This is a genomic window from Zhongshania sp. R06B22, assembly GCF_040892595.1.
GTDB classification, from domain to species: Bacteria; Pseudomonadota; Gammaproteobacteria; order Pseudomonadales; family Spongiibacteraceae; genus Spongiibacter; species Spongiibacter arctica.
The window spans coordinates 646,387-671,556 of sequence record NZ_JBFRYB010000001.1 but is presented as its reverse complement, the minus strand read 5'-3'; the positions used below and the strand labels follow the sequence as shown (position 1 = coordinate 671,556).

22 protein-coding genes are annotated in these 25,170 nt (G+C 50.7%); 11 read left to right on the top strand and 11 right to left on the bottom strand.

Annotated features, from left to right (window positions below; genetic code table 11):
* The first annotated feature begins 335 nt into the window (after positions 1-335).
* The gene (locus tag AB4875_RS03040; protein ID WP_368374569.1) at positions 336-875 is read left to right on the top strand and encodes a pyridoxamine 5'-phosphate oxidase family protein; all 540 of its coding nucleotides are present in this window, start codon (positions 336-338) and stop codon (positions 873-875) included.
* 36 nt (positions 876-911) lie between these two features.
* Here AB4875_RS03040 and AB4875_RS03035 read toward each other — a convergent pair whose 3' ends face one another.
* The 7 genes from AB4875_RS03035 to tkt all read right to left on the bottom strand — a co-directional run bounded on the left by AB4875_RS03035 (position 912) and on the right by tkt (position 11,789).
* Positions 912-2,003: an ATP-binding protein gene (locus tag AB4875_RS03035; RefSeq protein WP_368374568.1), complete on the bottom strand. Its 1,092-nt coding sequence runs from the start codon at positions 2,001-2,003 to the stop codon at positions 912-914.
* Positions 2,004-2,019: 16 nt separating this feature from the next.
* A complete protein-coding gene (locus AB4875_RS03030) occupies positions 2,020-4,275 on the bottom strand; it encodes an ATPase, T2SS/T4P/T4SS family (RefSeq protein WP_368374567.1) in 2,256 nt (751 codons plus the stop codon).
* Positions 4,276-4,475: 200 nt separating this feature from the next.
* Positions 4,476-5,921 carry a coniferyl aldehyde dehydrogenase gene (locus AB4875_RS03025; RefSeq protein ID WP_368374566.1) on the bottom strand — a complete coding sequence of 482 codons (1,446 nt, stop codon included), beginning with the start codon at positions 5,919-5,921 and terminating at the stop codon, positions 4,476-4,478.
* A 445-nt stretch (positions 5,922-6,366) separates the two neighbouring features.
* A complete protein-coding gene (gene fba / locus AB4875_RS03020; RefSeq protein ID WP_368374565.1) occupies positions 6,367-7,431 on the bottom strand; it encodes a class II fructose-bisphosphate aldolase in 1,065 nt (354 codons plus the stop codon).
* 69 nt (positions 7,432-7,500) lie between these two features.
* Positions 7,501-8,664: a phosphoglycerate kinase gene (locus AB4875_RS03015; RefSeq protein ID WP_368374564.1), complete on the bottom strand. Its 1,164-nt coding sequence runs from the start codon at positions 8,662-8,664 to the stop codon at positions 7,501-7,503.
* Between the two features lie 117 nt (positions 8,665-8,781).
* Positions 8,782-9,792 (bottom strand): type I glyceraldehyde-3-phosphate dehydrogenase, encoded by a 1,011-nt coding sequence (locus AB4875_RS03010; RefSeq protein WP_368374563.1) that lies wholly within the window; start codon positions 9,790-9,792, stop codon positions 8,782-8,784.
* On the bottom strand, positions 9,792-11,789 hold the full coding sequence (gene tkt / locus AB4875_RS03005; protein WP_368374562.1) for a transketolase: 1,998 nt from the start codon (positions 11,787-11,789) through the stop codon (positions 9,792-9,794). The genes AB4875_RS03010 and tkt overlap by 1 nt, the downstream gene beginning before the upstream one ends.
* Before the next feature lie 163 nt (positions 11,790-11,952).
* Here tkt and AB4875_RS03000 point away from each other — a divergent pair, with 163 nt between their 5' ends.
* The gene (locus AB4875_RS03000; protein WP_368374561.1) at positions 11,953-12,390 is read left to right on the top strand and encodes a low molecular weight protein-tyrosine-phosphatase; all 438 of its coding nucleotides are present in this window, start codon (positions 11,953-11,955) and stop codon (positions 12,388-12,390) included.
* A gap of 81 nt (positions 12,391-12,471) precedes the next feature.
* Here AB4875_RS03000 and fabR read toward each other — a convergent pair whose 3' ends face one another.
* Positions 12,472-13,128, bottom strand: coding sequence for an HTH-type transcriptional repressor FabR (gene fabR / locus AB4875_RS02995; protein WP_368374560.1), 657 nt, complete (start codon positions 13,126-13,128; stop codon positions 12,472-12,474).
* A gap of 140 nt (positions 13,129-13,268) precedes the next feature.
* On the opposite strand from fabR, the gene AB4875_RS02990 reads away from it, so the two are divergent.
* The 6 genes from AB4875_RS02990 (at position 13,269) to metF (ending at position 20,408) form a co-directional block, all read left to right on the top strand.
* Positions 13,269-14,360 (top strand): flavin reductase family protein, encoded by a 1,092-nt coding sequence (locus tag AB4875_RS02990; RefSeq protein WP_368374559.1) that lies wholly within the window; start codon positions 13,269-13,271, stop codon positions 14,358-14,360.
* Positions 14,361-14,376: 16 nt separating this feature from the next.
* On the top strand, positions 14,377-15,471 hold the full coding sequence (locus AB4875_RS02985) for a fatty acid desaturase family protein (protein WP_368374558.1): 1,095 nt from the start codon (positions 14,377-14,379) through the stop codon (positions 15,469-15,471).
* A 287-nt stretch (positions 15,472-15,758) separates the two neighbouring features.
* Positions 15,759-16,796: an ArsR/SmtB family transcription factor gene (locus AB4875_RS02980; RefSeq protein ID WP_368374557.1), complete on the top strand. Its 1,038-nt coding sequence runs from the start codon at positions 15,759-15,761 to the stop codon at positions 16,794-16,796.
* 32 nt (positions 16,797-16,828) lie between these two features.
* A complete protein-coding gene (gene metK / locus AB4875_RS02975) occupies positions 16,829-18,037 on the top strand; it encodes a methionine adenosyltransferase (protein WP_368374556.1) in 1,209 nt (402 codons plus the stop codon).
* A gap of 35 nt (positions 18,038-18,072) precedes the next feature.
* Positions 18,073-19,467: an adenosylhomocysteinase gene (gene ahcY, locus AB4875_RS02970; RefSeq protein WP_368374555.1), complete on the top strand. Its 1,395-nt coding sequence runs from the start codon at positions 18,073-18,075 to the stop codon at positions 19,465-19,467.
* A 107-nt stretch (positions 19,468-19,574) separates the two neighbouring features.
* Positions 19,575-20,408 carry a methylenetetrahydrofolate reductase [NAD(P)H] gene (gene metF, locus AB4875_RS02965; protein ID WP_368374554.1) on the top strand — a complete coding sequence of 278 codons (834 nt, stop codon included), beginning with the start codon at positions 19,575-19,577 and terminating at the stop codon, positions 20,406-20,408.
* Positions 20,409-20,435: 27 nt separating this feature from the next.
* Here metF and AB4875_RS02960 read toward each other — a convergent pair whose 3' ends face one another.
* Positions 20,436-20,687, bottom strand: coding sequence for a hypothetical protein (locus tag AB4875_RS02960; RefSeq protein WP_368374553.1), 252 nt, complete (start codon positions 20,685-20,687; stop codon positions 20,436-20,438).
* Between the two features lie 48 nt (positions 20,688-20,735).
* Positions 20,736-20,945 carry a hypothetical protein gene (locus AB4875_RS02955; RefSeq protein ID WP_368374552.1) on the bottom strand — a complete coding sequence of 70 codons (210 nt, stop codon included), beginning with the start codon at positions 20,943-20,945 and terminating at the stop codon, positions 20,736-20,738.
* Positions 20,946-21,271: 326 nt separating this feature from the next.
* Between AB4875_RS02955 and AB4875_RS02950 the strand changes: the two genes are divergently transcribed.
* The 3 genes from AB4875_RS02950 (at position 21,272) to AB4875_RS02940 (ending at position 23,661) form a co-directional block, all read left to right on the top strand.
* The gene (locus AB4875_RS02950; RefSeq protein WP_368374551.1) at positions 21,272-22,150 is read left to right on the top strand and encodes an LLM class flavin-dependent oxidoreductase; all 879 of its coding nucleotides are present in this window, start codon (positions 21,272-21,274) and stop codon (positions 22,148-22,150) included.
* Between the two features lie 339 nt (positions 22,151-22,489).
* Positions 22,490-23,083: a cytochrome b gene (locus AB4875_RS02945; RefSeq protein WP_368374550.1), complete on the top strand. Its 594-nt coding sequence runs from the start codon at positions 22,490-22,492 to the stop codon at positions 23,081-23,083.
* Positions 23,080-23,661, top strand: a complete 582-nt coding sequence (locus AB4875_RS02940; protein ID WP_368374549.1) for a YceI family protein — start codon at positions 23,080-23,082, stop codon at positions 23,659-23,661. Before AB4875_RS02945 ends, AB4875_RS02940 begins: the two co-directional genes overlap by 4 nt.
* 83 nt (positions 23,662-23,744) lie before the next feature.
* Here the strand turns inward: AB4875_RS02940 and AB4875_RS02935 are convergent, their stop codons facing one another.
* Positions 23,745-25,154, bottom strand: coding sequence for an ABC1 kinase family protein (locus AB4875_RS02935; protein ID WP_368377039.1), 1,410 nt, complete (start codon positions 25,152-25,154; stop codon positions 23,745-23,747).
* Positions 25,155-25,170: the final 16 nt, after the last annotated feature.

Sequence of the window (25,170 nt, the reverse complement as noted above, 5' to 3'; positions counted from 1 at the left end):
CAATCGACAAAAATGGCAAGCGAAATGTAGCTTATACGCCAGTATTTTTAATGATTTAAATAATAATCTATCTATTTTTAAATACAGCCGTCGCCTTTAATTTAAGCGCAACAGGAGAAAACACCATACGTCCTATTTAATATTTAAAATGGCGATAATTTATCGGCTTCAAAAATATCACCCGCCAGGCAGAAGTATCAGATCTGCACATTTATATTTCACATACGCAAGTGAGCACTTACGCAACCAAGAAATTACTGGCGACTCACCCATACATACAGCAAATTAAAGTCTATGATTAGCCTTTAATTAATTTAGCAATATGAGCTGCTGTTATGGATCTGAGCACACTGACCGGTAGTATATGGCGGGAACTTGAGCTGGCCAATACTGATCGGCAACACCAATGGCGAACACCCGTACTGGCTAGCATTGATACGAATGGCTTACCTCAAGCTCGCACAGTGGTGTTAAGAAAAGCCTGCCACCACACCCAAACACTGCAATTTTTTAGCGACGCTCGCAGCCCTAAAGTAGCGCAGCTAAGGGCCTCAGGCCAAATTCAACTGGTATTTTGGAGCTCGGCGCTGAAATGGCAGCTTAGAGTTAGCGCCCAGGCGCGAGTTGAAACTAGCGGTGCCGAGGTGGACAAGGCATGGCAAGGAATCAAACTAGGCCCCGCGCGCCAAGATTATCTTTCGCCGTTTGCTCCGGGTGATGCGTTGCCCAACACGGTAACTACAGCTTTAGATGAGAGCCCTCATTTGGCTATTATCAGCGCCGAGGTGATACATATGGATTGGTTGTCACTCAGCTCCGAAGGGCATCAGCGGGCAGAAATCTCAGCTACGGCAGTTCGCTGGCTCACGCCCTAATACGGCCAAACGGTGGCGCCATATAAGGCGACGCCATCAAGTTTTGAGCATATGGCTCTGCGTATATAACTGCTGCCAGTGGTCCCCCGGCTTGTTAACGACCTCGGTATCGAAATAGTGTTTTACCCGACGGCGATCCTGAAGATTGTCTTTTAGTGTTGCGCCCAATAAAAAGTGAATTAGGTCGGCCGCCAACATTTTTCCATCGCGATAATAGTGGGCATATATTCCCATAGCGTGGGCTACAGAGACCGCCTCAGCAGTAGACATCACCGCCGCCGCCAAACGATCGGTACTGCGCCCACTTAGGGTTTGGCCATTTCGCAGTTCGTGAAATACCGTGACGAGCATATCGACAATCATTGGATCGAGCGCTAGGCTCACCCCCGATCGCCGCAATAATTTAGTCGCTTCGCGCTGCACCACATCCATTTCGTCATGCACGTCATTAATGGCCTCTATGGTTTCAAAATTCATCCGCCGCTTTAACGCCGCACTCATGTCAAATAGGCCTTTGTCTAGCGAGTTAGAGCTGGCAATAATGTTAAAACCATCACGGGCGTATAGTATTGAATCCTCGCCACTCAGCTCTGGAATTTGTAATTGGCGCTCAGATAAAACGGCCAAGATGGCGTCTTGTACTACCTGCGGGCAGCGCGCTAATTCTTCAAACCGGACTAATTGCCCCGCCGCCATACCGCGATATATCGGGCCGGGAATCAATGCCGCCTTAGACGGCCCCTCGCGCCGCAACAAGGCCTGATTCCAATCGTATAACAGCTGCCTATAGTCAGATATCGCCCCGCCTTGTATCGTTAAATTAGAATGACCTGACACCGCACATGCCAATAGCTCAGACAGTAAAGACTTGGCCGTCCCAGGCTCACCTATGAGCATCACACCACGGTTGGTAACCAGGGAAATAATCACTCGACTAACTAATTCCCGGGGCGCGACAAATTTACGCTCTATACCGAGTTCTTTGTTGCCAAGTATAAAATGCTCCACCGCAAACGGAGATAGCAACCACCCAGGTGGCACTGGCGTGCTGTCCCACTCACGCAACTTAGCCAACTCGTCGCTGTAGATGTCTTCAGCGGCGGGTCGTTGTATTGCTTTATCTACCATTACAGTTCCTCACTCACTAAGCCTGCCACTGACCGCGCTTTTCTGGCGCCATTCGCTCTTCGGGTAAAATACGCGGCAATTCAGTAAGGGGGATATTGCCCTGTACGACATGATCCAGAGCGCTATCACGCATAGTAACCAAACCCGAGTCCAAGGCCTGCGAGCGCAACTCACCCATCGGCACACGACGCGAAATACTATCTCTCAGTTCCGCATTCAGCTGCAGATACTCAATAACCGCCACCCGTCCGTGGGTGCCACTACCATGACAATGCTCGCAGCCCTTGCCTCGGAAAGTTTTAAAATATTTGGGGACCTCGCGGGGAAAAAGCTCTTTCAATATCGCGGGATCAGACTCCGCCTCAACCTTACAGTGCTCACATATACGCTTAGCAAGGCGCTGCGCAATCACTGCCAGTAATTCACTGGCAAGTGAATTGGGGTGCACATTAAGGTCAAACAAGCGCTGCACCGCATCAATAGCGTCATTGCAGTGCAAGGTAGACAGCACAATATGCCCAGTTTGCGAGGCCCTGATAGCCTCTAGCGCGGTTTCGTGATCGCGAATTTCGCCCACCAAAATGACATCGGGATCTTGCCGAACAAATGACCGCATGGCATCCGCAAAACTAAAGCCGATCTCTGGGCGCACTCGGGTTTGCTGAATATCGTCAATGGAATACTCAATAGGATCTTCAACAGTGATGACCTTACGGCTGGTGTCTTGTGCCAACATTTGTAAGCCGGCATTTAGGGTCGTGCTCTTACCCGACCCCGTAGGGCCTGCCACCAACACCAAGCCGGCGGGATTATTCAACAGTCGGCGATAATGGGCCGCTATCTGCGGCGCCAGGCCGAGGCTGTCGATATTGATCAAGGGCGAGTTCTGCGGAAGCAGTCGAATTACCACATGCTCGCCGTGTAATGAGGGCTGAACCTGCACCCGCAAATCAAAGCGCGCCTCACCCACCCGCACCTGGGAACGGCCGCTCTGTGGCAAGCGTCGCTCGGCAATATTCATCTCGGCGCGCAGCTTCACCACATTGACTAGTCCACGGTAGCCCGCAGCGCTGATTTGGTAATGGCGCAAGTCTCGCAATTCACCATCAATCCGCAAGCGCACCCGCACCCGGTCGTGATACTTCTCTAAATGAATATCACTGGCGCGGTCGGCCACCGCGTCGAGTAACAATGCCTCGTACACCGCCACCAATTTCGCATTGGGTGTGTCGCTATCTAGCAGATCTTTATCTTGCTCGTCAGACTTAGCCTCTATTGGCTCTATAGCGGGCCGGCTGTCTCTCATCCCGCGATTTAAAGAGCTCCATAAACGCCGATAATCGACCGGGGTTACTAGTACTTTCTCAACTTGTAACTCTGGATAAACAAGTTGAATTTCCCGCATAGAAATACCGGGGCTAGAGCAGGCTACCACCAGATTGGTATCTTCGACGCAGAGCGGAATAGCCTGCTGATGGTCGAGAAAGGCTTTGGGGAATCGTGAGAAAACACTTGGATCTACACAGCTGAGCAGCTCGTCCATAGAGCGCAGTGGCAAGCCGTATTGCTTGGCCATAGACTGATACAGCTTCAGCTCATCGAGATGCTGAAACTTGCTAATTTCATCAACAATTAGGGAGTGGTTTGCCTCGGCAAGTTTGCGCGCCCTGGCCAACAGCTCAGGAGTGACCAGACCAAGTTCAACAAAAATCTGATCGTCATCTTGGAGCGGATCAACATAGCCATGCTCTGTGCGCGCAATCTTATGGCGACCAAGATTATCGTATTTCACAAGTACTAGGCGCGCTGCGTCACCCATTTCCATGCAGATGTATTGGCCGCCAAGCGACAACTGTTCCCACAAATGCTCGCGCTTAGAAATATTCGGCGTAGAAACCAATATCAGATCAAAAGGCCCATCAGCTGCGGCGCCGTCATCACCCTCGGCTACACGTATCTCAACGTTATGAATGCCCAGTGCAGCCAATTTTTCACTTGCGATATCGGCGAGCAGACTATTCTTTTCAATCGCGACTATGTGCTCGGCGACACGGGCTAATACGGCTGTGGCATAGCCCACCCCCGCACCTAGGTGCAAAATCCGTGCGCGCGCAGGTATCTTACATAGCGCCAAACTCCGCTCGAGTAACTCGCGAGACGGAATGCTCCGCCCAGTCACCAGTTCTTGCTTGGCATTTCGAATAAAGTGCTGACGGTCGACAGTGGCAACAACCACGTCGTACCAATGATTTTGAGATGAGTCTACTTGCATAGATCGGTATCTTGGCCGCTGAAAACAATGGTAGAAGAAAGGTATAACAGAATGATCAAGCGCTTACTATGCGCAAAATCAACAGGTCAACATTTCCAAAACCACCGGAAACCCGTCCCATAAGGACAAGGCTCCCCAGCTATCAGCAATTTAAATAATGCTACTACGCCAAGATACAGTATCTGCCAATTACAGTGTAATTAGCTCTTAAACTTAACTAAAAAGTCGAAGAATTTGGTAGCAAATTTACCGTACGGTGGGCGCAAGAAACGCATTGGCGAAAAGGAGGCTTGATAGAATATTGGCCTTAATTTCGAGAAGGTAACGAAACCTTCGTAACCATGGTAATGCCCCATACCACTCGGACCAACACCACCAAAGGGAATGTCGTGCTGGGCGACGTGGAAAAGCGCATCATTTACGGTTACGCCACCAGACATAATGTTCTCAATGTATTGGTCTTGCAGTGCGCGTTTATTGGTAAAAGGATAAATCGCCAGAGGGCGATCATTGGCGTTTACATAGTTAATGACATCACTTGGCTGATCGTAGGCCATAACTAGAAGCAGAGGACCGAAAGTTTCGCGGCTGCGAATATTCATGTCGGCGCTACTATCTAAAACCAAATGCAGAGGCATCTTGCGCGTTGCTGGATCGCTAGTTTGCTCACCGTGTAAATTAATCACTCGCGCACCTTTGCTGCGCGCATCTTCCAGCGTACTTTCGAGGCGCTGCAATGAGCGATTATCGATAATAGAGGTGTAGTCAGGGCTATTTATATCTGGGCAATGCTTATTTACCCAGCTCTGCGCGGCGCTGACAAACTCTTCAATTTTGCTTTGGTGAACAAAGACATAATCGACGTTGGTACAGATCTGTCCGGCATTAAACTGCTTGATAAATAAAATGCGGTCTACGGCTTTTTCCAAAGGATAATCGGGGTCAACAATGGCAGGCGCTTTGCCCCCTAATTCCAATACCACCGGCGTTAAATTTTTGGCCGCTGCGGCCATGACTGCTCGACCTGTTTGCCCAGAACCAGTAAACACGAGCAAATCAAAAGGCAGTGTTGAAAACTCGATCCCAACCTGTCCTGTTTCTTCAAAGAACATCAATTTCTCGGGTGGGAAATAATTAGGCACCACCGAGATCAATAGCCGTGTAAGCGCAATTGAGTTTTCTGACATTTTCACCATTGCACGGTTGCCCGCCGCAAAGGCTGCAGTAATTTGAGTCATGCTCAGGTTAATCGGAAAGTTCCAGGGGATGATTAAACCTGCGACGCCCAGCGGTTGCGGAATAACTCGGTTCTTGCCACCGGGGAACATCATTTGGTCAACATGACGACGCTGCACTTTCATCCAGCCTTTCATCTGTTTAATGATGCCGTTTATGCCGTCAGTAACGGTGATAATTTCAGCAAATAGGCTCTCATGGCGAGAACGATTGCCGTAATCCTCACATATGGCCGCAATAATTGCGTCGCGGTTCTCATTAATCATGCGCTTCAGGGTAAGTAAGTCCTGCTTACGCTGCGCGTAATCTGGCACCGGCGCAGCAAGGTAAGCCGCTCGCTGCGCATCGAAGGCGGCACGCAGAATAGATGCCTGCTCAATATTGTCCGATATCTCTACACTACTGTTCATGTCACTACACTCCCGTTTAGATTTCTAGCAATTGAGCATAACCCTTAGACACAGCAGGTATTTAAATGCTCATGTGTTTGATCATACTCCCGAAGCTCTAAGGACGTAACGATACCCCCACACTCCCCCGTCGCAGTTTTAGACGCCGACTAGCTTAGCCAACGCAGACACCGACCAAGCACGAAATTTTTCTTACGCTTAACTACTGAATAATACAGAAGTGGGGAAAAATCGCGAATTAAACAGGGTGATATAAACCGGAATCCCAATAAGCACGGCGTCCACAGTCGCCCCACGACAATATTGGCGCGGCCATCCACTTCTAGGCGATCAATTCTATAGCGTGGCAATCGCCACGGAGGAAGCCATTGGCATTTTAAGACAGGAAATACTATGCGGAGTGCAGTTAATGCGGCTGCCTGAAAACTCAGGCAGCCAGAGGGGATTACCTTACTTTAGGGTTCAAACGGCCTGAGTCGTATTCCATATACATGGCTTCCAAGCTCATTGGTTTGATTTTAGAGGCGTTACCCGCAGTACCAAACGCTTCATAGCGGGCAATACAAATCGCCTTCATTTCTTTAATGGTTTCTTGCAGATATTTACGTGGATCAAATTCACTAGGATTCTGAGCCATGAAACGACGAATCGCGCCCGTTGATGCCAAACGCAAATCGGTGTCGATATTCACCTTACGTACGCCGTATTTAATACCTTCGGCAATTTGCTCAACCGGCACGCCATAGGTTTCAGGGATTTGGCCGCCGTATTCATTAATAATTGCCAACCAGTCTTGGGGCACACTTGAACTGCCGTGCATCACCAAATGCGTATCGGGAATACGTGCATGGATCGCTTTAATGCGGTCGATCGCAAGAATATCGTCAGTCGGTGGACGGGTAAATTTGTAGGCGCCGTGGCTAGTGCCACAGGCAATCGCCAAGGCATCAACGCCAGTTTTAGCAACAAAATCAGCGGCTTCTTCTGGGTCTGTGAGCATTTGCTCCGCAGACAATATGCCTTCAGCGCCAACGCCATCTTCTTCGCCGGCCTGGCCGGTTTCCAGTGAACCTAGGCAACCCAGCTCGCCTTCAACCGATACGCCACAGGCATGCGCCATTTCAACGACTTTACGGGTAACAGCAACATTGTAGTCATAGTCAGCCGGCGTTTTACCATCTTCTAATAATGAGCCATCCATCATTACCGAGCTAAAACCCAGCTGCATAGAGCGCTGGCAAATAGCGGGGCTGGTGCCGTGATCTTGGTGCATAACCACTGGAATTTCTGGAAATTCTTCAATTGCGGCGAGAATCATGTGACGCAGGAAAGGTGCGCCTGCATATTTACGCGCGCCAGCAGATGCCTGCATGATAACGGGGCTATTGGTTTCGCGAGCCGCCTCCATAATGGCCCGGGTTTGCTCCAGGTTGTTAACATTAAACGCGGGGACGCCATAACCGTATTCGGCGGCGTGATCCAGCATTTGACGCAGACTAATAAGTGCCATTGTGAGTTCCTTTTAAGTTTTACTAAATTCGTTTAGATCCGAGCAGGCCACTATATAAAACCTAATAAATTAGGTTTTAGCGCGCTCTTCCAAGATCGCTACAGCAGGCAATACCTTGCCTTCTACATATTCTAAAAATGCGCCACCACCAGTCGAGATATACGACACTTGATCGGCAATACCAAACTTGTCCACTGCGGCTAGGGTATCACCACCGCCGGCAATGGAAAATGCACTGGATTCAGCGATAGCACGGGCAATATCTTCAGTGCCGTCAGCAAACTGATCGAATTCAAATACCCCAACTGGGCCGTTCCATATAATAGTGCCCGCTTGTTTCAAAATTTGGGCAACACAGGCGGCAGACACCGGACCGATATCAAAAATCATATCGTCATCACCCACATTTTCAACCGGACGCAGAGTCGCCGGCTCATTGGCGTCGAATTTTTTGCCGGTAATAACGTCGGTGGGAATAGGAATATGACACTTCTCCATCAACGCTTTGGCTTTAGGAATAAGGTCTTCTTCATACAGCGATTTACCCACGTTATGGCCCGCCGCCGCTAAAAACGTATTGGCAATACCACCGCCAACAATCAGCTGATCTACCTTGTCTGACAAGGTTTCGAGCACAGTTAATTTGGTCGACACTTTCGAGCCACCGACAATGGCGACAAAAGGGCGCGCCGGATTTGCCAGTGCGCGCTCTAGATTATCCAACTCACTAGCCAACAGTGGCCCAGCGCAGGCAATCGGTGCAAATTTAGCAACGCCGTGGGTAGACGCCTGTGCGCGATGCGCGGTGCCGAAGGCGTCCATCACAAAGACATCACAAAGTGCGGCGTAGGCTTTGGCCAAATCGTCAGCGTCTTTTTTCTCGCCGACGTTAAAACGCACATTTTCAAGCAGGGCAAGCTGGCCATTTTCTAAGGACACGCCGCTTTGCCAATCGTCCAGTAAGGCAACGGGAATACCTAGCGCCTCACTTAAATAGTCCGCTACTGGCTTAAGCGAGTATTGCGCATCGAACTCGCCCTCGGTAGGACGACCAAGATGAGACATCACAATCACTTTGGCACCCGCTTCAAGCGCCAACTTCAAGGTTGGTAAGGCGGCGCGCAAACGCGCATCTGAACTCACTTTGCCATCGGCAATAGGTACATTCAGATCTTCGCGAATAAGCACGCGCTTGCCGGCCAAATCCAAATCCCGCATATCAATTACTGCCATGTTCTATTCCCTGTTTTCCGAGGGTCATTTAGCCATCGCTGGGCTTGACCCATTTAACTGTTTTACCGGCGTCAACTCGCCAGCAATCACCAAAAACTATCTATGCAAGAATCGCGCTTAGCTGCCTTGTTGAAGCCAGTGCGCCGTCACATCCAGCATTCGATTTGCATAAGCCCATTCATTGTCGAACCAGGTAAATAAACTCACCAGTTCCCCTGCAACACGGGTCTGCCCTGCATCCACAATCGCCGAGCGCGAATCATGATTAAAATCACAAGACGCCAAGGGTTCATCGCTATAACCCAAAATACCGGACAGGCGCCCATTCGCAGCCATTTTAAGCGCCGCATTTACATCCTCGACACTCACATCGGCTTCCAAGCTCACCGTTAATTCCATAGCAGAAACATTGTGGGTTGGAATGCGCACCGCACGAGCGGCAAAGCGACCATCAAGCTCAGGGATAATACGACCAATGCCCGCGGCCAAACCGGTATCTACCGGAATCATAGAGGAGCCTGCTGCACGGGTTTTTCGCAAATCGGTGTGATGATAAGCGTCTAGCACTGGCTGATCATTCATCGCCGAGTGGATGGTGGTAATGCAACCAGAGCGCACGCCGAAGGCTTTATTTAAAACATCGATGACCGGCACAATTCCATTGGTTGTGCAGGATGCATTGGACACAATGCGCTGCTCAGGATCCAACTCGTGATGGTTTAAGCCATACACAATAGTGGGGATACCCGATTCGCCGGGCTGAGAAAGCAGCACATGACGAGCGCCGCGCTCGATATGTGCCTCTAAATCCGCATAGCGACTAATAACACCAGAACACTCCAGCACCACGTCAATATTGTGACGACTCCAATCCACGTTCGCCATGTCGTCATGGTGACTTACCGCGATCACATCGTCATTCACCACCAAGCTGCCATGACGATACTCTACCGAACCGGGAAAGCGCCCGTGGGTGCTGTCGTATCTGGTCAGATGTGCAATCGTCGCCAAATCTGCCGGCTCATTAATGGCGACAATCTGCATACTTGCCCGCAAAGGCGATTCGTAAAGGGCGCGCAATACGCAGCGCCCAATGCGGCCGTATCCGTTTATGGCCAGTCGCAACATCAGTCTAGGCAATCCTCAACGGCTTCAACAACAGCCTCGGTGGTGATACCAAAATATTCAAACAAAGCCTCTGCAGGTGCCGATTCGCCAAAGCTATCCATACCCACAATACGCCCATCTAAACCAACATATTTATACCAGTAGTCACGATGCGCTGCTTCAACAGCAACGCGGGTGGGTATATTGCTTGGCAACACAGATTCGCGGTAATCGCCGTCTTGGCTATCGAAGACATCGGTGCTGGGCATGGACACAACCCGCACTTTTTTGCCCTTAGCGCTCAAAATTTCCTGAGCCGCCATGGCCAATTTAACTTCTGAGCCAGTGGCAATAATGATGGCCTCTGCCTCACCGTCGCAGTCGCTCAATACATAGCCACCGCGAGCCACTGCGGCAAGCTGTTCGTCGCTGCGCTGCTGATGCGGCAGTGCTTGGCGAGTAAAGATTAATGCACTTGGGCCGTCTGTGCGCTCAAGAGCGGCTTTCCACGCTACCGCAGATTCAGTCATATCGCAGGGGCGCCACAACGACATATTAGGCGTGCCGCGCAAGCTCGCAATTTGCTCAACTGGCTGATGCGTTGGGCCGTCTTCACCTAGACCGATTGAGTCATGGGTATAAACATGAATTAAGCGCTGGCCCATGATGGCCGCCATACGCACGGCGTTGCGAGCATATTCCATAAATACTAGAAAGGTCGCGCCATAGTTAATGAAGCCGCCGTGAAGGGCGATACCGTTCATCATCGCCGACATACCGAACTCGCGAACCCCATAATGCAGGTAGTTGCCGCTGGCGTCTTTGGCGTCGATGGCTTTGGCACCGCTCCAAATCGTGAGGTTGGAACCGGCCAAATCTGCCGAACCGCCAAACAGCTCTGGCAGCATTGCGCCGTAGGCTTCCAAGCACAGTTGTGAGGCTTTACGGGTAGCCACTTCCTTAGATTCTGCCTGGCACTGGGCAATATAGGCCGTGGCCTTATCGGCAAAATCTGCTGGCAAATCACCGGCCGCACGACGTCCAAACTCGGCTGCCAGTTCGGGATACTGAGTTGCGTAGGCTTCAAAGGCTTCATCCCAATCAGCTTCTAGTGCCTTGCCCTTCTCTTGCGCATTCCACTCAGCGTAGATTTCTTCTGGAATTTCAAAGGGGGCATGCGGCCAGCCCAAGGCTTCGCGGGTAAGGGCAATTTCAGCATCACCTAAGGCGGCGCCGTGCGACTCTTCTTTGCCTTGCTTGTTGGGTGAGCCTTTGCCGATGATAGTTTTGCAGCAGATCAGCGTCGGTTTATTACTTTCTGCGTGGGCTGCTTCAATGGCGCGGGCAATCTCCGCACTATTGTGGCCATCCACCGCGGGAATAACATGCCAGCCGTAGGCTTCAAAGCGAGCTGGGGTGTCGTCGGTAAACCAACCTTCTACTTCACCGTCAATCGAAATGCCGTTGTCGTCGTAAAAGGCAATCAGCTTGCCTAAACCCAAGGTGCCCGCCAATGAACACACTTCATGGGAAATACCTTCCATCATGCAGCCATCGCCGAGGAATGTGTAGGTGTAGTGATCGACAATATCGAATCCGGCGCGATTGAATTGCGCAGCCAACACCTTCTCTGCCACTGCCATACCCACCGCATTGGCAAGTCCCTGCCCCAATGGACCGGTAGTTGTCTCTACACCCGGTGTGTAACCGTATTCAGGATGGCCCGGGGTGCGACTGTGCAATTGGCGGAACTGCTGCAAGTCTTCAATGGCTAGGTCGTAACCTGAGAGATGCAGCAGTGAATAGATAAGCATCGAGCCGTGGCCGTTAGAAAGCACAAAGCGATCACGGTTTACCCAAGACGGATTATTGGGGTTGTGCTGGAGATAATCGCGCCACAATACTTCGGCAATATCGGCCATCCCCATCGGGGCGCCTGGATGACCAGATTTGGCTTTCTGAACGGCATCCATACTGAGGGCGCGAATCGCGTTAGCTAGATCACTACGTGAGGGCATCGGTGGCTCCTGAAATTTATGCGGGCTGCAAAGTGGCGGTATTTTCCCCTACCGGCGACCAGACAGCAAACAACAGAACCGTAAAAATGGCCAATTTACTTGCACCACGGCTCTTCGACAGCGAAAATCATGCCCTCGACAAACCATTCAGGCCCCAAACCCCATGTTCAATAATATTCTGATGGTATGTATAGGTAATATTTGCCGCAGCCCATCTGCAGAATACCTGTTAAAACACAAGCTCGCCCACAAACCCAATACCATCATTCACTCGGCGGGTTTAGGCGCTTTAGTCGACAAGCCTATTGATCCCAGCGCCGGCCAACTCCTTATCGACAATGGCGTAGACGCCAGTGAACACCGTGCGCGCCAACTCACTACCGAGATGCTGTTGCAGGCAGATTTAATTTTGGTTATGGAGCAACGACACATTAAAGGCGTCACCGACCTTGCCCAGCAAGTGAGCGGCAAAACCTTTCTGCTGGGTAAGTGGTCAGAAAATCAGCCGGTTCCGGATCCCTATCGGAAGAGCGTGGAAGCCTTTGAACATGTTTACGGGCAAATAGACAAATTCACCGACGACTGGCTGAAGTACCTATAAAGGCAATGGAGGGAAACCGCAGAGGATAGCGCCGCAGTCAGATCAAATCCGGCATGACGCTTTTTGTAAGCTAGTAACACTTCAAGCCTCGGCGGCTTTCCGCGCCAATTGCTCTGCACCCTCCATAATCATACGAATCATCACCACTGTTTGCTCAGTAATCTCGCCGCGACGCTCCTTAGATGCGTCCGCCGCACTGGCGCCCATAGCCACTACCAAGCGGGTAATCGCCTTGGCCGCCAAACCCGGCTCATGAACTTTATGGCCTGTGGCAGCGGATATTTTTTCCAGCTCTTCCCGCAACTCATCTTCAAAATAACTAAGTTCGCGGTCTACCGCCTGGCGAAAGGCTTCGGAGCCAGTGGACATCTCCCGCAGCAAGACATGTAAATATCGCTGATCAGCGTCAAGTTGATCCATAAAGGCCTCAACCGAAGTGCGGATGGCGCTGCGTTCAATCGACAGGCGCTGCCTCGCCTCTCGAATAATCCCGCGCAAGCTGCGACCAGCCTGATCAATCACCGCCACCGTCAATTCATCGACGTCACGAAAGTGACGATAAAAGGTGTTTGGCGCAATCCCTGCGGCGCGGGCTATTTCTCGCAAGCTTAAGGTCGACACGCTGCGGTGCGAATCCAATAAGCCCACAGCAGCATCCATAAGGTCTTGCGCCGCCACAGAGCCCTTGCGAGCTTCACGCTCAGTTAAAGCCACTGCTTCTAATTCTATTCTGCTCATTAAGCATCACCACCTGAATTCATGCCGACAGCCTAATGCATGTTTAGGCGCCTGTATATACAGATGAATACACAACTGTATACACGAGCGTATATACATGTGTATACTTGGCCGGAAATCAACACTCGGACATCGTCATTATGAGCCTGCAAACAAGCAAGCAAAGCTTTTCAAAGCGCGCACTCGCCAGCCTTATCGGCCCAGACGGCTATGATTTTTGGGCGCGAGAGTTCGGCACAACAGCCGCCTGGCAACGCTGCTTTGCCCGGGTGCTCTGTGTAGAACGCAATGGCTGCAATAGCCTTAGTATTCATTTGCGGCCCAACAAAAATTTCGCTGGCTTCCAGGCGGGGCAGCATATCAATGTCACTGCCGAAATCGAGGGGCGCCGGCTGACGCGCAGTTACAGCCTATCGAACACAGCAAACTCTGCAATGAATCTTGAAATAACCGTGCGTCATGACCCACAGGGTAAAATGAGCGGGCATTTACATACCGCAATCAAGGTCGGCAGCGTCCTTGAAATTAGCCAGGCCTTTGGTGGCATGAGCTTGCCAAGCGGCCCCGAATGCGAAAATCCTGCGCTACTTCTCGCTGCCGGTAGTGGTATCAGCCCCCTGATGGGTTTACTCCGCCAACGCTGCGAGACGAAGACTTGCCCACCGACCACCTTGCTGTATTGGGATTATGATGACGCGCATTTCTGCTTCAAGGACGAGCTGAACCAGTTGTGCGCCAATAACCCGCAACTGCACGTCCACCGGCTGACAACGCGATCTGCGGCGCAAGCCGATGGCCGCATAAGTGAAGAGCAAATCAAACAACTGCATGGCGACTGCCGCGACACGATGGTTTATGCCTGCGGCGGCAGCGACTTTGTTGAAGCTGCCCGCGCACTGCTAAGCACTCAAGCTCGCGACTTCACTGCTGAAGCCTTCACGCCGCCGGCTACTACCGCCAACAGTGAGGTCCAGCAACAGATAGCCATTCAATTAAACCGCAGCGGCAGAACTATTACCGTCTCCAATCAAGAGAGTTTGCTCGATGCGCTAGAAGCCCAAGGAATAGCCGTTGAGTCTGGGTGCCGCATGGGTATCTGCAATACCTGCAGCTGCCAGAAATTACAGGGCAGCACCACCAATCAGTTTAGCGGCGAGCAGAACAACGCGACCAATTCGTCAATCCGCTTGTGTATCAGCAGAGCCAATGGCCCGCTGCAGCTCGACCTATAACAGAGGAAAACCCACCATGAGCCATGTCAAAAATCGACCGTTAAGCCCTGAACAATTAGACGCCTTTGGCGCCGAACTCGATGCCATCCAGCAGACGGCCCTACAGGACGTCGGCGACGTCGACGCCCGATATATTCGCCGCGTGCTTAAAACCGTGCGCTATAGCGAAGTGATCGGCCGGGCCCTGCTGTATTTCAGCTTTTTTCCGCCCGCGTGGATTCTCGGGACTCTAGTGTTGGGAATATCCAAAATACTCGACAATATGGAGCTCGGTCACAATGTTATGCACGGCCAATATGACTTTATGAACGACCCGGCTCTCAATGGCAAAACCTTCGAATGGGATATCGCTGGTACATCTGACAACTGGCGCCAGAGCCACAACTATTTGCACCACACCTACACCAATATTAAAGGTATGGACGCCGACATTGGCTACGGACTGCTGCGCTTATTCCCGGAGCAGCGCTGGCGCCCGTTTTATCTGCTGCAGCCAATTTGGGCTTTTTTGCTTGCCGTGCTATTTCAATGGGGCGTGGCGATTCAAGAACTTGAGCTGGGTAAAGTATTTAGCGGCCGGAAATCCAAGGCAGTGATTAAGAAAGAGTTAGAGCCGGTATTGAAAAAAGCCCGCTACCAACTTCTTAAGGATTATGTGTTTTTCCCCCTGCTTGGCGGACCTATGTTTTTCGCGGTGCTTAGCGGCAACTTAACCGCCAACTTAATGCGTAATCTCTGGACCTATATGATTATCTTCTGCGGTCACTTTACCGCCGACGCCGAAGTCTTCCCAAAATCCATTATGGAAAAAGAAGGTCGCGGTCACTGGTATTTACGCCAGCTGCGCGGCTCATCCAACCTACGTGGCGGCAAGATCTTTCATATTCTATCGGGCAATCTCAGCCACCAGATTGAGCACCATTTATTCCCAACCGTGCCGGCACGTCGCTACGCAGAACTGTCCGTGAAAGTTCAAGAAGTCTGCAAGAAATACGGTCAGAACTACAACAGCGGCTCACTACCCTCTCAGTTTGGCCAAGTTCTCTATCGGATTTTTCGCCACGCATTGCCGTCGAAGCCAAGCAGCGCAGTCCCCGCGATGGGCGTGTGACGTCACGCTGGGAGAGAGGTGACTAGTATTCGCGCTCACCCATTAAGGACCGCACCAATGTATACCGATCGCAGCCATACCCGCTGCGCTCGGTTATACCCTGAACACCCTAGCCTCGCTTCCCGACTCTTCAATACCCTCCTACCAGTCATAACTGCCTCAAAGCCAGTTACGCGCTAAGCCAAGATCTTCAGCACTTTTCCGCCTTAAGCAAAGCACCGTCTACAGCCACAGATCTATATCAATATATTTTGATATAGTAACAAAGCCCTGCTACACTGCCCGTCATGAAAACTGCACCCACGCCAATTGCTGCTCCGCCAGCCCTCAACACCCAGCTTTTGCAGCTCTGCAAAGCGGGCGGCGATGTGCTGCGTCTGCAGGTGCTAAGAGTGTTGAGTCGCGACGCCTATTCGGTGCAAGAGCTGTGTCACATCCTCGACTGCCGTCAGTCTGGTATGAGCCATCATCTTAAAACTCTGACCACGGCTGGATTGATTACCAAGCGGCGCGAAGGCAATAGCCTGTTTTATCGCCGCACCTATACATCGAGCCATCCCTCTTTATGTGAGCTACACGACGCCCTGCTCAGCAGCGCTGATTTAATGAGCCTAAGCCCAGAGCAGCAAACTCGCTTGGAACAGGTTTATGTGGAACGAGCAGACCGGTCACGCGCATTTTTTGCAGAATACGCCGGCGAGTTTGGCGAACAGCAGGAGCAGATGGTGGCCTACGGCGTTTACGGCCAAAGCTGTCTAGAGTTACTGCGCAGCAGCCAGCCCGCCGGTGGTAAATTGGCGGTGGAAATCGGTCCCGGCGAAGGCGCCTTTTTAGCCGAACTTTCGCCGCACTATGAGAACGTCGTTGCCGTAGACAATGCCGATGCCATGCTTACCCGCGCCAGTGCCTTTATAAACCAGCAGGCGCTTAACAACGTATCGTTCATTCTTGGTGACAGCCGCAATCCTGACTTGCAAGAGAATGCTGCAGATTGCGTGATCAGCAATATGGTGCTTCACCATGTGCCGTCGCCGGCTGACATCTTTAAAGACGCAGCGCGTTTGCTAAAGCCCGGCGGTTTATTTTGCGTGACGGATTTATGCCGTCACGATCAAAGCTGGGCAAGAGAGGCATGCGGCGATTTATGGCTGGGCTTTGAGCCCGACGATTTAACCGAGTGGGCGCAAGCCAATGGTTTGCAGGATGGCCCCGCAGCGTATTTAGCACAATTGAATGGATTTCGAGTACAGGTTCGGCAATTTGTTAAGCCAGATCACCTTTACTCACACACTACTTTATCAACACACCAGCCCCGCAGCGTTTAATAAGCGCCGGCAAACACAGAGGACCCAATAAAATGTCTGACTACAGCATATTCACATCAGAGTCGGTATCGGAAGGACACCCCGACAAAATGGCCGATCAGATTTCTGATGCCGTGCTAGATGCCATTATTGCCCGCGATAAGCACGCTCGCGTGGCGGTTGAAACCATGGTTAAAACCGGCATGGCGATTGTTGCTGGCGAAGTGACTACATCATGCTATGTAGATCTAGAAGACATTATTCGTAACGTAATTATCGATATCGGCTATAACAGCTCAGACGTCGGGTTTGACGGCGCAAGCTGTGCGGTACTGAACGCCATTGGCAAGCAATCCGTTGATATCAACCAAGGTGTTGACCGCGCCAAACCAGAAGACCAAGGCGCCGGTGACCAAGGTTTGATGTTTGGTTACGCTACTAACGAAACCGAATCGCTAATGCCCGCTCCGCTGTTTTACTCTCACCGCTTGGTTGAGCGTCAAGCTTATCTTCGCAAGAACGGGGTATTGCCGTGGTTGCGTCCAGACGCGAAAAGCCAAGTTACGCTGCGCTATGAGAATGGCATGCCGGTTGCGATAGACGCCGTTGTATTGTCTACCCAACACAATCCCGAAATTTCACAAGCTGATTTACAAGAAGCCGTACGTGAAGAAATCATCAAACACGTATTGCCGCCTGAACTGCTGCATGCGGGCACAAAATTCCACATCAACCCAACAGGCAACTTCGTTATCGGCGGCCCCGTTGGCGACTGCGGCTTAACCGGTCGCAAGATTATTGTCGACACTTACGGCGGTATGGCCCGTCACGGTGGCGGTGCATTCTCGGGCAAAGACCCGTCAAAAGTAGACCGCAGCGCGGCGTATGCTGGCCGCTATGTTGCCAAAAACATTGTTGCCGCAGGCCTGGCAGATCGCTGTGAAATCCAAGTGTCTTACGCCATTGGTGTTGCTGAGCCAACCTCAATTGCTATTAATACTTTCGGCACCGGTAAAGTAAGCGACGCAAAATTGATTGCGGCGGTGCGTGAAGTGTTTGACCTACGCCCCTACGGGATAACAAAAATGTTGGACCTGGCTCACCCCATGTACCAACCGACCGCAGCTTACGGTCACTTTGGTCGGGATCCTTATCAGCACACGTATACGTGGAAGGAAAACGGCGAAACTAAATCTGAAACCAGCACAGCATTTAGCTGGGAAAAAACCGACCGCGCCGACGCGCTTAAAAGTGCGCTGTAATTCGGCGTCATTTAACAAAATGAAAGGACATGACTATGAGCACTGCAACGAAGATTAAAACTGAATTTACTGACTTTAAAGTAGCCGATATCAGCTTGGCAGCATGGGGCCGTAAAGAGCTCAATATCGCCGAAGGCGAAATGCCTGCACTGATCGCTTTGCGCAATAAATACGGCGCAGACAAGCCATTGGCTGGCGCCAAGATTCTTGGCTGTATTCACATGACGATTCAAACCGGCGTACTGATCGAAACCTTGGTCGAGCTCGGCGCAGAAGTTCGCTGGTCATCGTGCAATATCTTCTCTACCCAAGACCACGCCGCCGCGGCAATCGCTGCTGCGGGTATTCCAGTTTTTGCTTGGAAAGGCGAAACCGATGAAGAATACGAGTGGTGTCTTGAGCAAACCATTTTAAAAGATGGCAAGCCTTGGGATGCGAATATGGTACTGGATGACGGCGGCGACTTAACTGGCCTGCTTCACCAGAAGTATCCACAAATGATGGATGCCATTCACGGTATTACCGAAGAAACCACAACAGGTGTTCACCGTCTGCAAGAAATGATGAAGAAAGGCGAATTGAAAGTGCCTGCCATCAACGTTAATGATTCGGTTACCAAGTCTAAAAATGACAACAAATATGGCTGCCGTCACAGCTTAAACGACGCCATCAAGCGCGGCACCGACCACCTACTATCTGGTAAAAAAGCGCTGGTTATTGGCTACGGTGACGTGGGCAAGGGTTCTGCACAGTCGCTTCGCCAAGAAGGCATGATTGTTAAGATCACCGAGATCGACCCCATCTGTGCTATGCAAGCGTGCATGGACGGCTATGAAGTGGTATCACCGTTTATCGACGGCATCAACGATGGCACCTTAGACTGCATTAATACTTTAGTATTAGGCACCACCGACTTGCTGGTCACCACCACCGGTAACGTCAATGTGTGTGATTCTAATATGCTAAAAAGCTTAAAAAATGGCTGCGTAGTATGCAATATCGGTCACTTTGATAATGAAATCGACACCGCTTTTATGCGCAAGAACTGGGAGTGGGAAGAAGTTAAACCACAGGTTCACCTGATCTACCGCAGCAAGGCCGCTAACGACCATTTGATTCTGCTTTCAGAAGGCCGCTTGGTAAACCTAGGCAACGCAACTGGCCACCCCAGCCGTATTATGGATGGCTCTTTCGCCAACCAAGTGCTAGCTCAAATGTACTTGTACGAGCGTCGCTTCGCCGATTTAGAGCCCAGCTTTAAAGCGAGCGCGATCACCGTTGAGGTATTGCCTAAGAAGCTAGACGAAGAAGTGGCTGCCGACATGGTTGCTGGATTTGGCGGCGTCATGACTAAACTCAGTACCGATCAGGCCGACTACATTGGTGTTAGCGTTGAAGGTCCGTTTAAACCAGAAAGCTATAAGTACTAAGTAGTGTGTATTGGCGTGTCGCCCGCGGCACGCCAATAATCTTGTTAACTCATTTTTAAACCACATATTTACGAAGGGATTTAATGCCTTTCTGACCGGAACCTATCATGGCAAACCGCTACAGCTTTGAATTTTTCCCGCCTAAAACCGAAATAGGCCGGGAGAAATTAAAAGATATTCGCAGCCAATTGGCCGCGCTCAATCCAGAGTTTTTCTCCGTCACTTATGGCGCAGGCGGCTCCACCCGCGACAATACCCGCGATATCGTCCTGGAAACAAAAAAGGCCGGCTTATCCGTGGCTCCGCATTTGTCCTTTGGTGGCGATGAAGAGTCCGAAATCTTAGAGCTATTAAACAACTACAAAGATGCTGGCATTGATCGCATTGTTGCCCTGCGCGGCGACATACCTTCTGGCACGGGCGTAACCCGTTTAGTGTACGCGCGGGAATTAGTAGAGTTCATCCGCAAACACACCGGCGATCATTTTCAATTAGAAGTTGCGGCGTATCCTGAAATCCATCCCGACGCTAAAAACTACGACGCCGATATTCGCTTTCTTAAAGACAAATTAGATGCTGGCGCAAACAGCGCGATCACCCAATACTTTTTTAGTGCCGACTCCTATTTTTACTTTTTAGATGCCTGCGAAAAAGCCGGCATTGATAAACCGATTTATCCCGGCATCATGCCCATCACCAACTATAAGAATCTAGCGCGTTTCTCACGCAACTGCGGCGCAGAAATACCGCGCTGGTTATCCCAGAAATTAGACGGTTACGGCGACGACCAGCAAAGCATTATTGAATTCGGCAATGAGTTTGTAACTGAACTCTGCCACATTCTTATGGAAGGCGGCGCACCTGGTATTCATTTTTACAGCATGAATCAGATAGAGCCTATTAAAAGCATTGCCGAAGCAGTGATGCAGTCACACCCTTAATACTGTTAGCGGTGACGTCTAGCTTGCCTAGATGTCACCCAATACTTTCACCGCACTATATCCCAGAATACCCAGTCGCTCATTAAAGGCACTCCACACTAGGTCATACCCGACCGCACAGCTAAACCACTCCATCCGCCGCCATAGCCGACCTTCCAGTAAACCACTCCATATCCCGTCATACCCGACCATCCAGCAAACCATTCCATACCCCGTCATACCCGACCACACAGCAAAACTACCCCATACCCCGTCGTAGCCGACCATCCAGTAAACCAATCAATACCCCGTCATAGCCGACCATCCAATAAACCACTCCATACCGCTTCATAGCCGACCATCCAGTAAATCACTCCATACCGCTTCACAGCCGACCATCCAGTAAATCACTCCATACACCGTCATACCCGACCCCGATCGGGTATCCAGATGAGCGCAGCGAATGCTTTTCGAACCGAGCATGACCCGAGCCCCAATACTATTCCCGTGGATACCCAAGCAACTTGCGGATGACGCTTGAGACGTCATTGCGCCCATGCGCAAAGTTCTTCAGCGCGAATGTCGGCAGTGCGACCATGACCATCTAGTTATTTTCCCAGACCAAAAACTCGTCCATAACGAGTATCTCTTTATTCCTTGTCGTCATTGATAATCTGAGCCCAATATGGCGACAAATAATCATCAATATCGGCAGCGCCCAATAAGCTAGTCTATTTACTTATACCTTTGGCATGTGTTTTTGCAGTATTTGCCCGCCGTATAAATTGAGCACGTACAATAGCTGTTAACGACTTTGCACTGTGGCCATATCTCGCTCAGGCAAAGGCCTCCATCAATATAAAAATAAGCACACAGGATTTGATATGAAAATAGGTGTTTGCCTTCCCTATATGCAGCGCGGGATTAGTCGCCAAAATTTTAAAGACTGGTGCCGAATCATCGACCAAGGGCCATTCTCAAGCTTGTCCTGCGGCGAACGAGTGACGGGCTACAGCTATGAAATGCGCAATATTCTCGCCTTCGCCGCGGCAAGCACCGAGCGCGTCAAGATTATTCCTGCGCTATATGTTTTGCCTATGCACAGCGCGGTACAAGCGGCCAAAGAAATCGCCACCCTCGACATATTATCTGAGGGCCGCGTTATGGTAACCGTCGGTGTCGGCGGACGTGAAAAAGACTACGAGGCACTCGATGCCAGCTTTAAAAATCGCTTTCAGAAAATGGATGATCAAATTGCTATTATGAAGAAAGTCTGGCGCGGCGAACTGCTAGAAGGCTTAGAGGAAGTCGGCCCCACCCCCATCCAAGCCGGCGGGCCACCCATTTTAGTGGGCGCGATGGGGCCCAAAAGTATTCAACGGGTTTCTAAATGGGCCGACGGTCTGTATGGCTTTGCCATGGACGGCAACGCCGACCTTATCAATCACTTTTTCACCTCAGCCGATACTGCGTGGCAGGAATCTGGCCGTGAACAAAAGCCCTACCGTATGGGTGGCTTCTGGTATTCACTGGCACAAAATGCCGAAACAGCACTTAGCGACTATGTTTTTGATTACTTAAAAACCTTTGGCGAGAAAGACGCGCGCAATATTGCCAAGACCATGACGATGCACGACCCCATCGCAATCAAAGACGGCTTAGATGCGATAGAGGCCTTAGGTTGCGATGAGATTCAATTGGTACCCGCAAGCTCTGAGGTTGCGGAAGTTGATCGCCTTGCGAATATGTTGGCCGGCCGATAATTCGGCTAGCTCAGCAAACTTCATGGCCACTATCTAGGTCAACTCTTTCGCCTAGTGCAATAAACGTCACTTGTACTACTATCAATGACCGCAGTCCTCTTTGCGGTCATTCTAACCACGCTAAAGAGCATGCCTCGCTTATTTAGCTTTCCTAAACTCAATACTGCTTCTACATTGAGCTCAGGATCTGGATGATGCCGGTCCAATGGGCGTACTAAATAAGTAATACATACCGTTCATCTGATAATTAGATTAATTCAGCCAGGATTTTGCACTTTTCTATTAATAAATTGTTTATATACTCAGGCTATAAGAAATAACTAGACACAGGGAGCCGTCATGCCAGCAAAGAATACCCGCAGTCGCTACGGCTGGGTAAGCGTAGCCATCCACTGGCTGATGGCCATAGTGGTAATCGGCATGTTTGCCTTAGGTATTTGGATGCGTCAGCTGTCTTACTACGACCCCTGGTACCAGGATGGGCCGACCATTCACAAAAGCATTGGCGTTTTATTGTTCATATTATTGCTGGCTCGTATTGGATGGCGCAGTATCAATATCCGCCCCAATGACGACCCGATACTAAAAAACTGGGAGCGGACGACCGCGCACCTCACCCATTTTGCAATGTATGGCTTGATGTTGATGCTGATGACTGCGGGTTATTTGATCTCGACCGCAGATGGCCGACAAATAGAGGTTTTTAACTTATTCAGCGTGCCCGCCACCGTGCAGGGCATAGAAAACCAAGAAGATATTGCCGGCGAGATACACGAAATTCTCGCCTGGACACTTATTTTACTCGCCGGTGTTCATGCGCTTGCCGCATTGAAACATCACTTCATAAACCGCGACTCAACCCTGCTAAAAATGCTGGGGCGTGACGCCAACAACACTATTGCGAACTCACCTCAAAAGGAACCTGAACTATGAAAAAACTCATCGCCCTAGGCTTCACCGCACTACTTAGTTTGAGTGGTGGACTGCATGCAGCCGAATACAAAATCGACACCGCTGGCGCCCATGCCTTTGTGCAATTTAAAATTAAACACTTAGGCTATAGCTGGTTATATGGTCGCTTTAATGATTTTGAAGGCCGCTTCAATTACGACCCCGACAAGCCCGAAGCATCGTCTGTAAATGTCACTATTAAAACCGCCAGTATCGACAGCAATCACGCCGAGCGCGACAAGCATTTGCGCGACAAAGACTTTTTAGCGGTAGATAAATACCCCACAGCAACCTTTAAAAGTACTAGTTTCAAAGCCCTTGGCGACGGTAAAGCGGAGATGATAGGCACTCTAACCTTGCGCGGCGTGACCAAGCCAGTAACCATTGCCGTAACTGAAATTGGCGGCGGCAAAGATCCTTGGGGCGGTGTCCGTCACGGCTTTCACGGCACCACTGAAATTGCCCTCAAAGACTTCGGTATCGACTTCGATCTAGGCCCTGCCTCGCAAATTGTGGAACTGACTCTTGACGTAGAAGGCATCGCACAATCAATGATGTGAACCAAATATACGTTTTCTGCGTACAAATGATTGGAATTACCACCCTGTCAGTCTCAAAAATTTTGGCCGCTTTGCGGCCTTTTTTATTTCTGGGCTTCAGCCACGTACTTTTCTAGCGCATCATCAGCGGCGAACTTCGCATCAAGAAGAGCAATCAAGGCGTAAACCCCCATTAATTTTCTCATCACATAGAGGAAGTCTTTCGGCGGCAGCGCGAAATATTTACTTATCGACGCGGCGACTGCGCGCTTGGCAATACGCTGCGGCAGGCCGCTATTGCGCCACCAATATTGGCCACCCTCAGTGATCGCGCGCGCCGGCACGCTGCTATCGATTTTACGCAGCGGCTCGGCAATATCGACACCGATATCCACAAAGTTGTCGAGTACCGATTGAGGGAAATGCGACTTCATAAAGCCGAGGCTTATCGAGCGGCTTAAAAAACGCGGTTTATCGCGGGCGCAGGCCGCCAGTAACATATCGCAAAACTCGCTGGCAAAGCCTTCGGGTAATAGCCGCATGGCGCCAAAGTCTAGCAACACTAATTTATCATCACCGCCATTTTCATCTATACGCACCCGATAATTACCAAAATTGGGATCGGTCTGCATACGACGCCACTCGAACAATTCCGTAAGAAACATATCTAGTACCGCCCGCCCCAAGCGATCCCGACGCGGCTGAGCGAGTGCAGCAACCTCTGCCGAGTTAACCGATGTCGCCTCTTCATAGCTCATGGTCAAAACTCGCCGTGTGCAAAACGGCGGATAACTTTTAGGCACCACAAACCGGGGGTCTTCACGCAAGGAATGTCTCACGAAATCCAGATCGCAACGCTCCTGCTCGTAGTCCACCTCTTTATGAAGCAGCAAACGAATATCACCAAACCAATCGTCTAAATTGCGGGTGCTGGGTATTAAACGCGACACCTTCATTAACTGCATAACCGCGCCAAAATCCGCGTCGATAGTCTCGTCCACCCCCGGGTACTGCACTTTAATACAGAGCAATTCACCCGTTTCACGCAGTACCGCGCGATGCACTTGTCCCAGTGAGGCGGCAGCCAAGGGCTCCGAATCAATATCCAGCAGAGAAAGTGTCTCTTCTCCCAATTCCTCGGCGATCACTTTTCTAATCGCCCTCCACGACATGGGCGGGGTATTGTCTTCTAATTTGTGTAAGGCCTCGGCAACCTCTGGCGGCATCATATAATCGCCGTAGGTGGCCATCATCTGGCCAATTTTCACCACGCTGCCCTTTAGGCGTCCAAGCTCTTCAACAAAAAAATCGATGTTTTCAGTTCGCTTAGCCAAGGCGGCGTCGTTGTCACCGCCAATGCGCTGCCAAATACTCTGCCGCACCGCCCGCGCTCCGTAGCGAACGCCAAGCTTAGAGAGCTCAAAACGACGGGAAAACGGCCCGGTTTTAAGCTGATGAAGTGATTTATCTTTTTCACTCATACCTTCAAGTACACCTATTTCAATAACAACCATCACTACCGAAGACGCC

What these genes read in the sequence shown, in the direction of transcription:
- AB4875_RS02990 (WP_368374559.1), top strand. Translation starts at nt 13,269, where the DNA reads ATGAGCCTGCAAACAAGCAAGCAAAGCTTTTCAAAGCGCGCACTCGCC.
- AB4875_RS03040 (WP_368374569.1), top strand. Translation starts at nt 336, where the DNA reads ATGGATCTGAGCACACTGACCGGTAGTATATGGCGGGAACTTGAGCTG.
- AB4875_RS02980 (WP_368374557.1), top strand. Translation starts at nt 15,759, where the DNA reads ATGAAAACTGCACCCACGCCAATTGCTGCTCCGCCAGCCCTCAACACC.
- AB4875_RS02955 (WP_368374552.1), bottom strand. Translation starts at nt 20,945, where the DNA reads ATGGGCGCAATGACGTCTCAAGCGTCATCCGCAAGTTGCTTGGGTATC.
- AB4875_RS02940 (WP_368374549.1), top strand. Translation starts at nt 23,080, where the DNA reads ATGAAAAAACTCATCGCCCTAGGCTTCACCGCACTACTTAGTTTGAGT.
- metK (WP_368374556.1), top strand. Translation starts at nt 16,829, where the DNA reads ATGTCTGACTACAGCATATTCACATCAGAGTCGGTATCGGAAGGACAC.
- metF (WP_368374554.1), top strand. Translation starts at nt 19,575, where the DNA reads ATGGCAAACCGCTACAGCTTTGAATTTTTCCCGCCTAAAACCGAAATA.
- fabR (WP_368374560.1), bottom strand. Translation starts at nt 13,128, where the DNA reads ATGAGCAGAATAGAATTAGAAGCAGTGGCTTTAACTGAGCGTGAAGCT.
- AB4875_RS03015 (WP_368374564.1), bottom strand. Translation starts at nt 8,664, where the DNA reads ATGGCAGTAATTGATATGCGGGATTTGGATTTGGCCGGCAAGCGCGTG.
- AB4875_RS02945 (WP_368374550.1), top strand. Translation starts at nt 22,490, where the DNA reads ATGCCAGCAAAGAATACCCGCAGTCGCTACGGCTGGGTAAGCGTAGCC.
- AB4875_RS03000 (WP_368374561.1), top strand. Translation starts at nt 11,953, where the DNA reads ATGTTCAATAATATTCTGATGGTATGTATAGGTAATATTTGCCGCAGC.
- fba (WP_368374565.1), bottom strand. Translation starts at nt 7,431, where the DNA reads ATGGCACTTATTAGTCTGCGTCAAATGCTGGATCACGCCGCCGAATAC.
- tkt (WP_368374562.1), bottom strand. Translation starts at nt 11,789, where the DNA reads ATGCCCTCACGTAGTGATCTAGCTAACGCGATTCGCGCCCTCAGTATG.
- AB4875_RS02950 (WP_368374551.1), top strand. Translation starts at nt 21,272, where the DNA reads ATGAAAATAGGTGTTTGCCTTCCCTATATGCAGCGCGGGATTAGTCGC.
- AB4875_RS03030 (WP_368374567.1), bottom strand. Translation starts at nt 4,275, where the DNA reads ATGCAAGTAGACTCATCTCAAAATCATTGGTACGACGTGGTTGTTGCC.
- AB4875_RS02935 (WP_368377039.1), bottom strand. Translation starts at nt 25,154, where the DNA reads ATGGTTGTTATTGAAATAGGTGTACTTGAAGGTATGAGTGAAAAAGAT.
- ahcY (WP_368374555.1), top strand. Translation starts at nt 18,073, where the DNA reads ATGAGCACTGCAACGAAGATTAAAACTGAATTTACTGACTTTAAAGTA.
- AB4875_RS02985 (WP_368374558.1), top strand. Translation starts at nt 14,377, where the DNA reads ATGAGCCATGTCAAAAATCGACCGTTAAGCCCTGAACAATTAGACGCC.
- AB4875_RS03010 (WP_368374563.1), bottom strand. Translation starts at nt 9,792, where the DNA reads ATGTTGCGACTGGCCATAAACGGATACGGCCGCATTGGGCGCTGCGTA.
- AB4875_RS03025 (WP_368374566.1), bottom strand. Translation starts at nt 5,921, where the DNA reads ATGAACAGTAGTGTAGAGATATCGGACAATATTGAGCAGGCATCTATT.
- AB4875_RS03035 (WP_368374568.1), bottom strand. Translation starts at nt 2,003, where the DNA reads ATGGTAGATAAAGCAATACAACGACCCGCCGCTGAAGACATCTACAGC.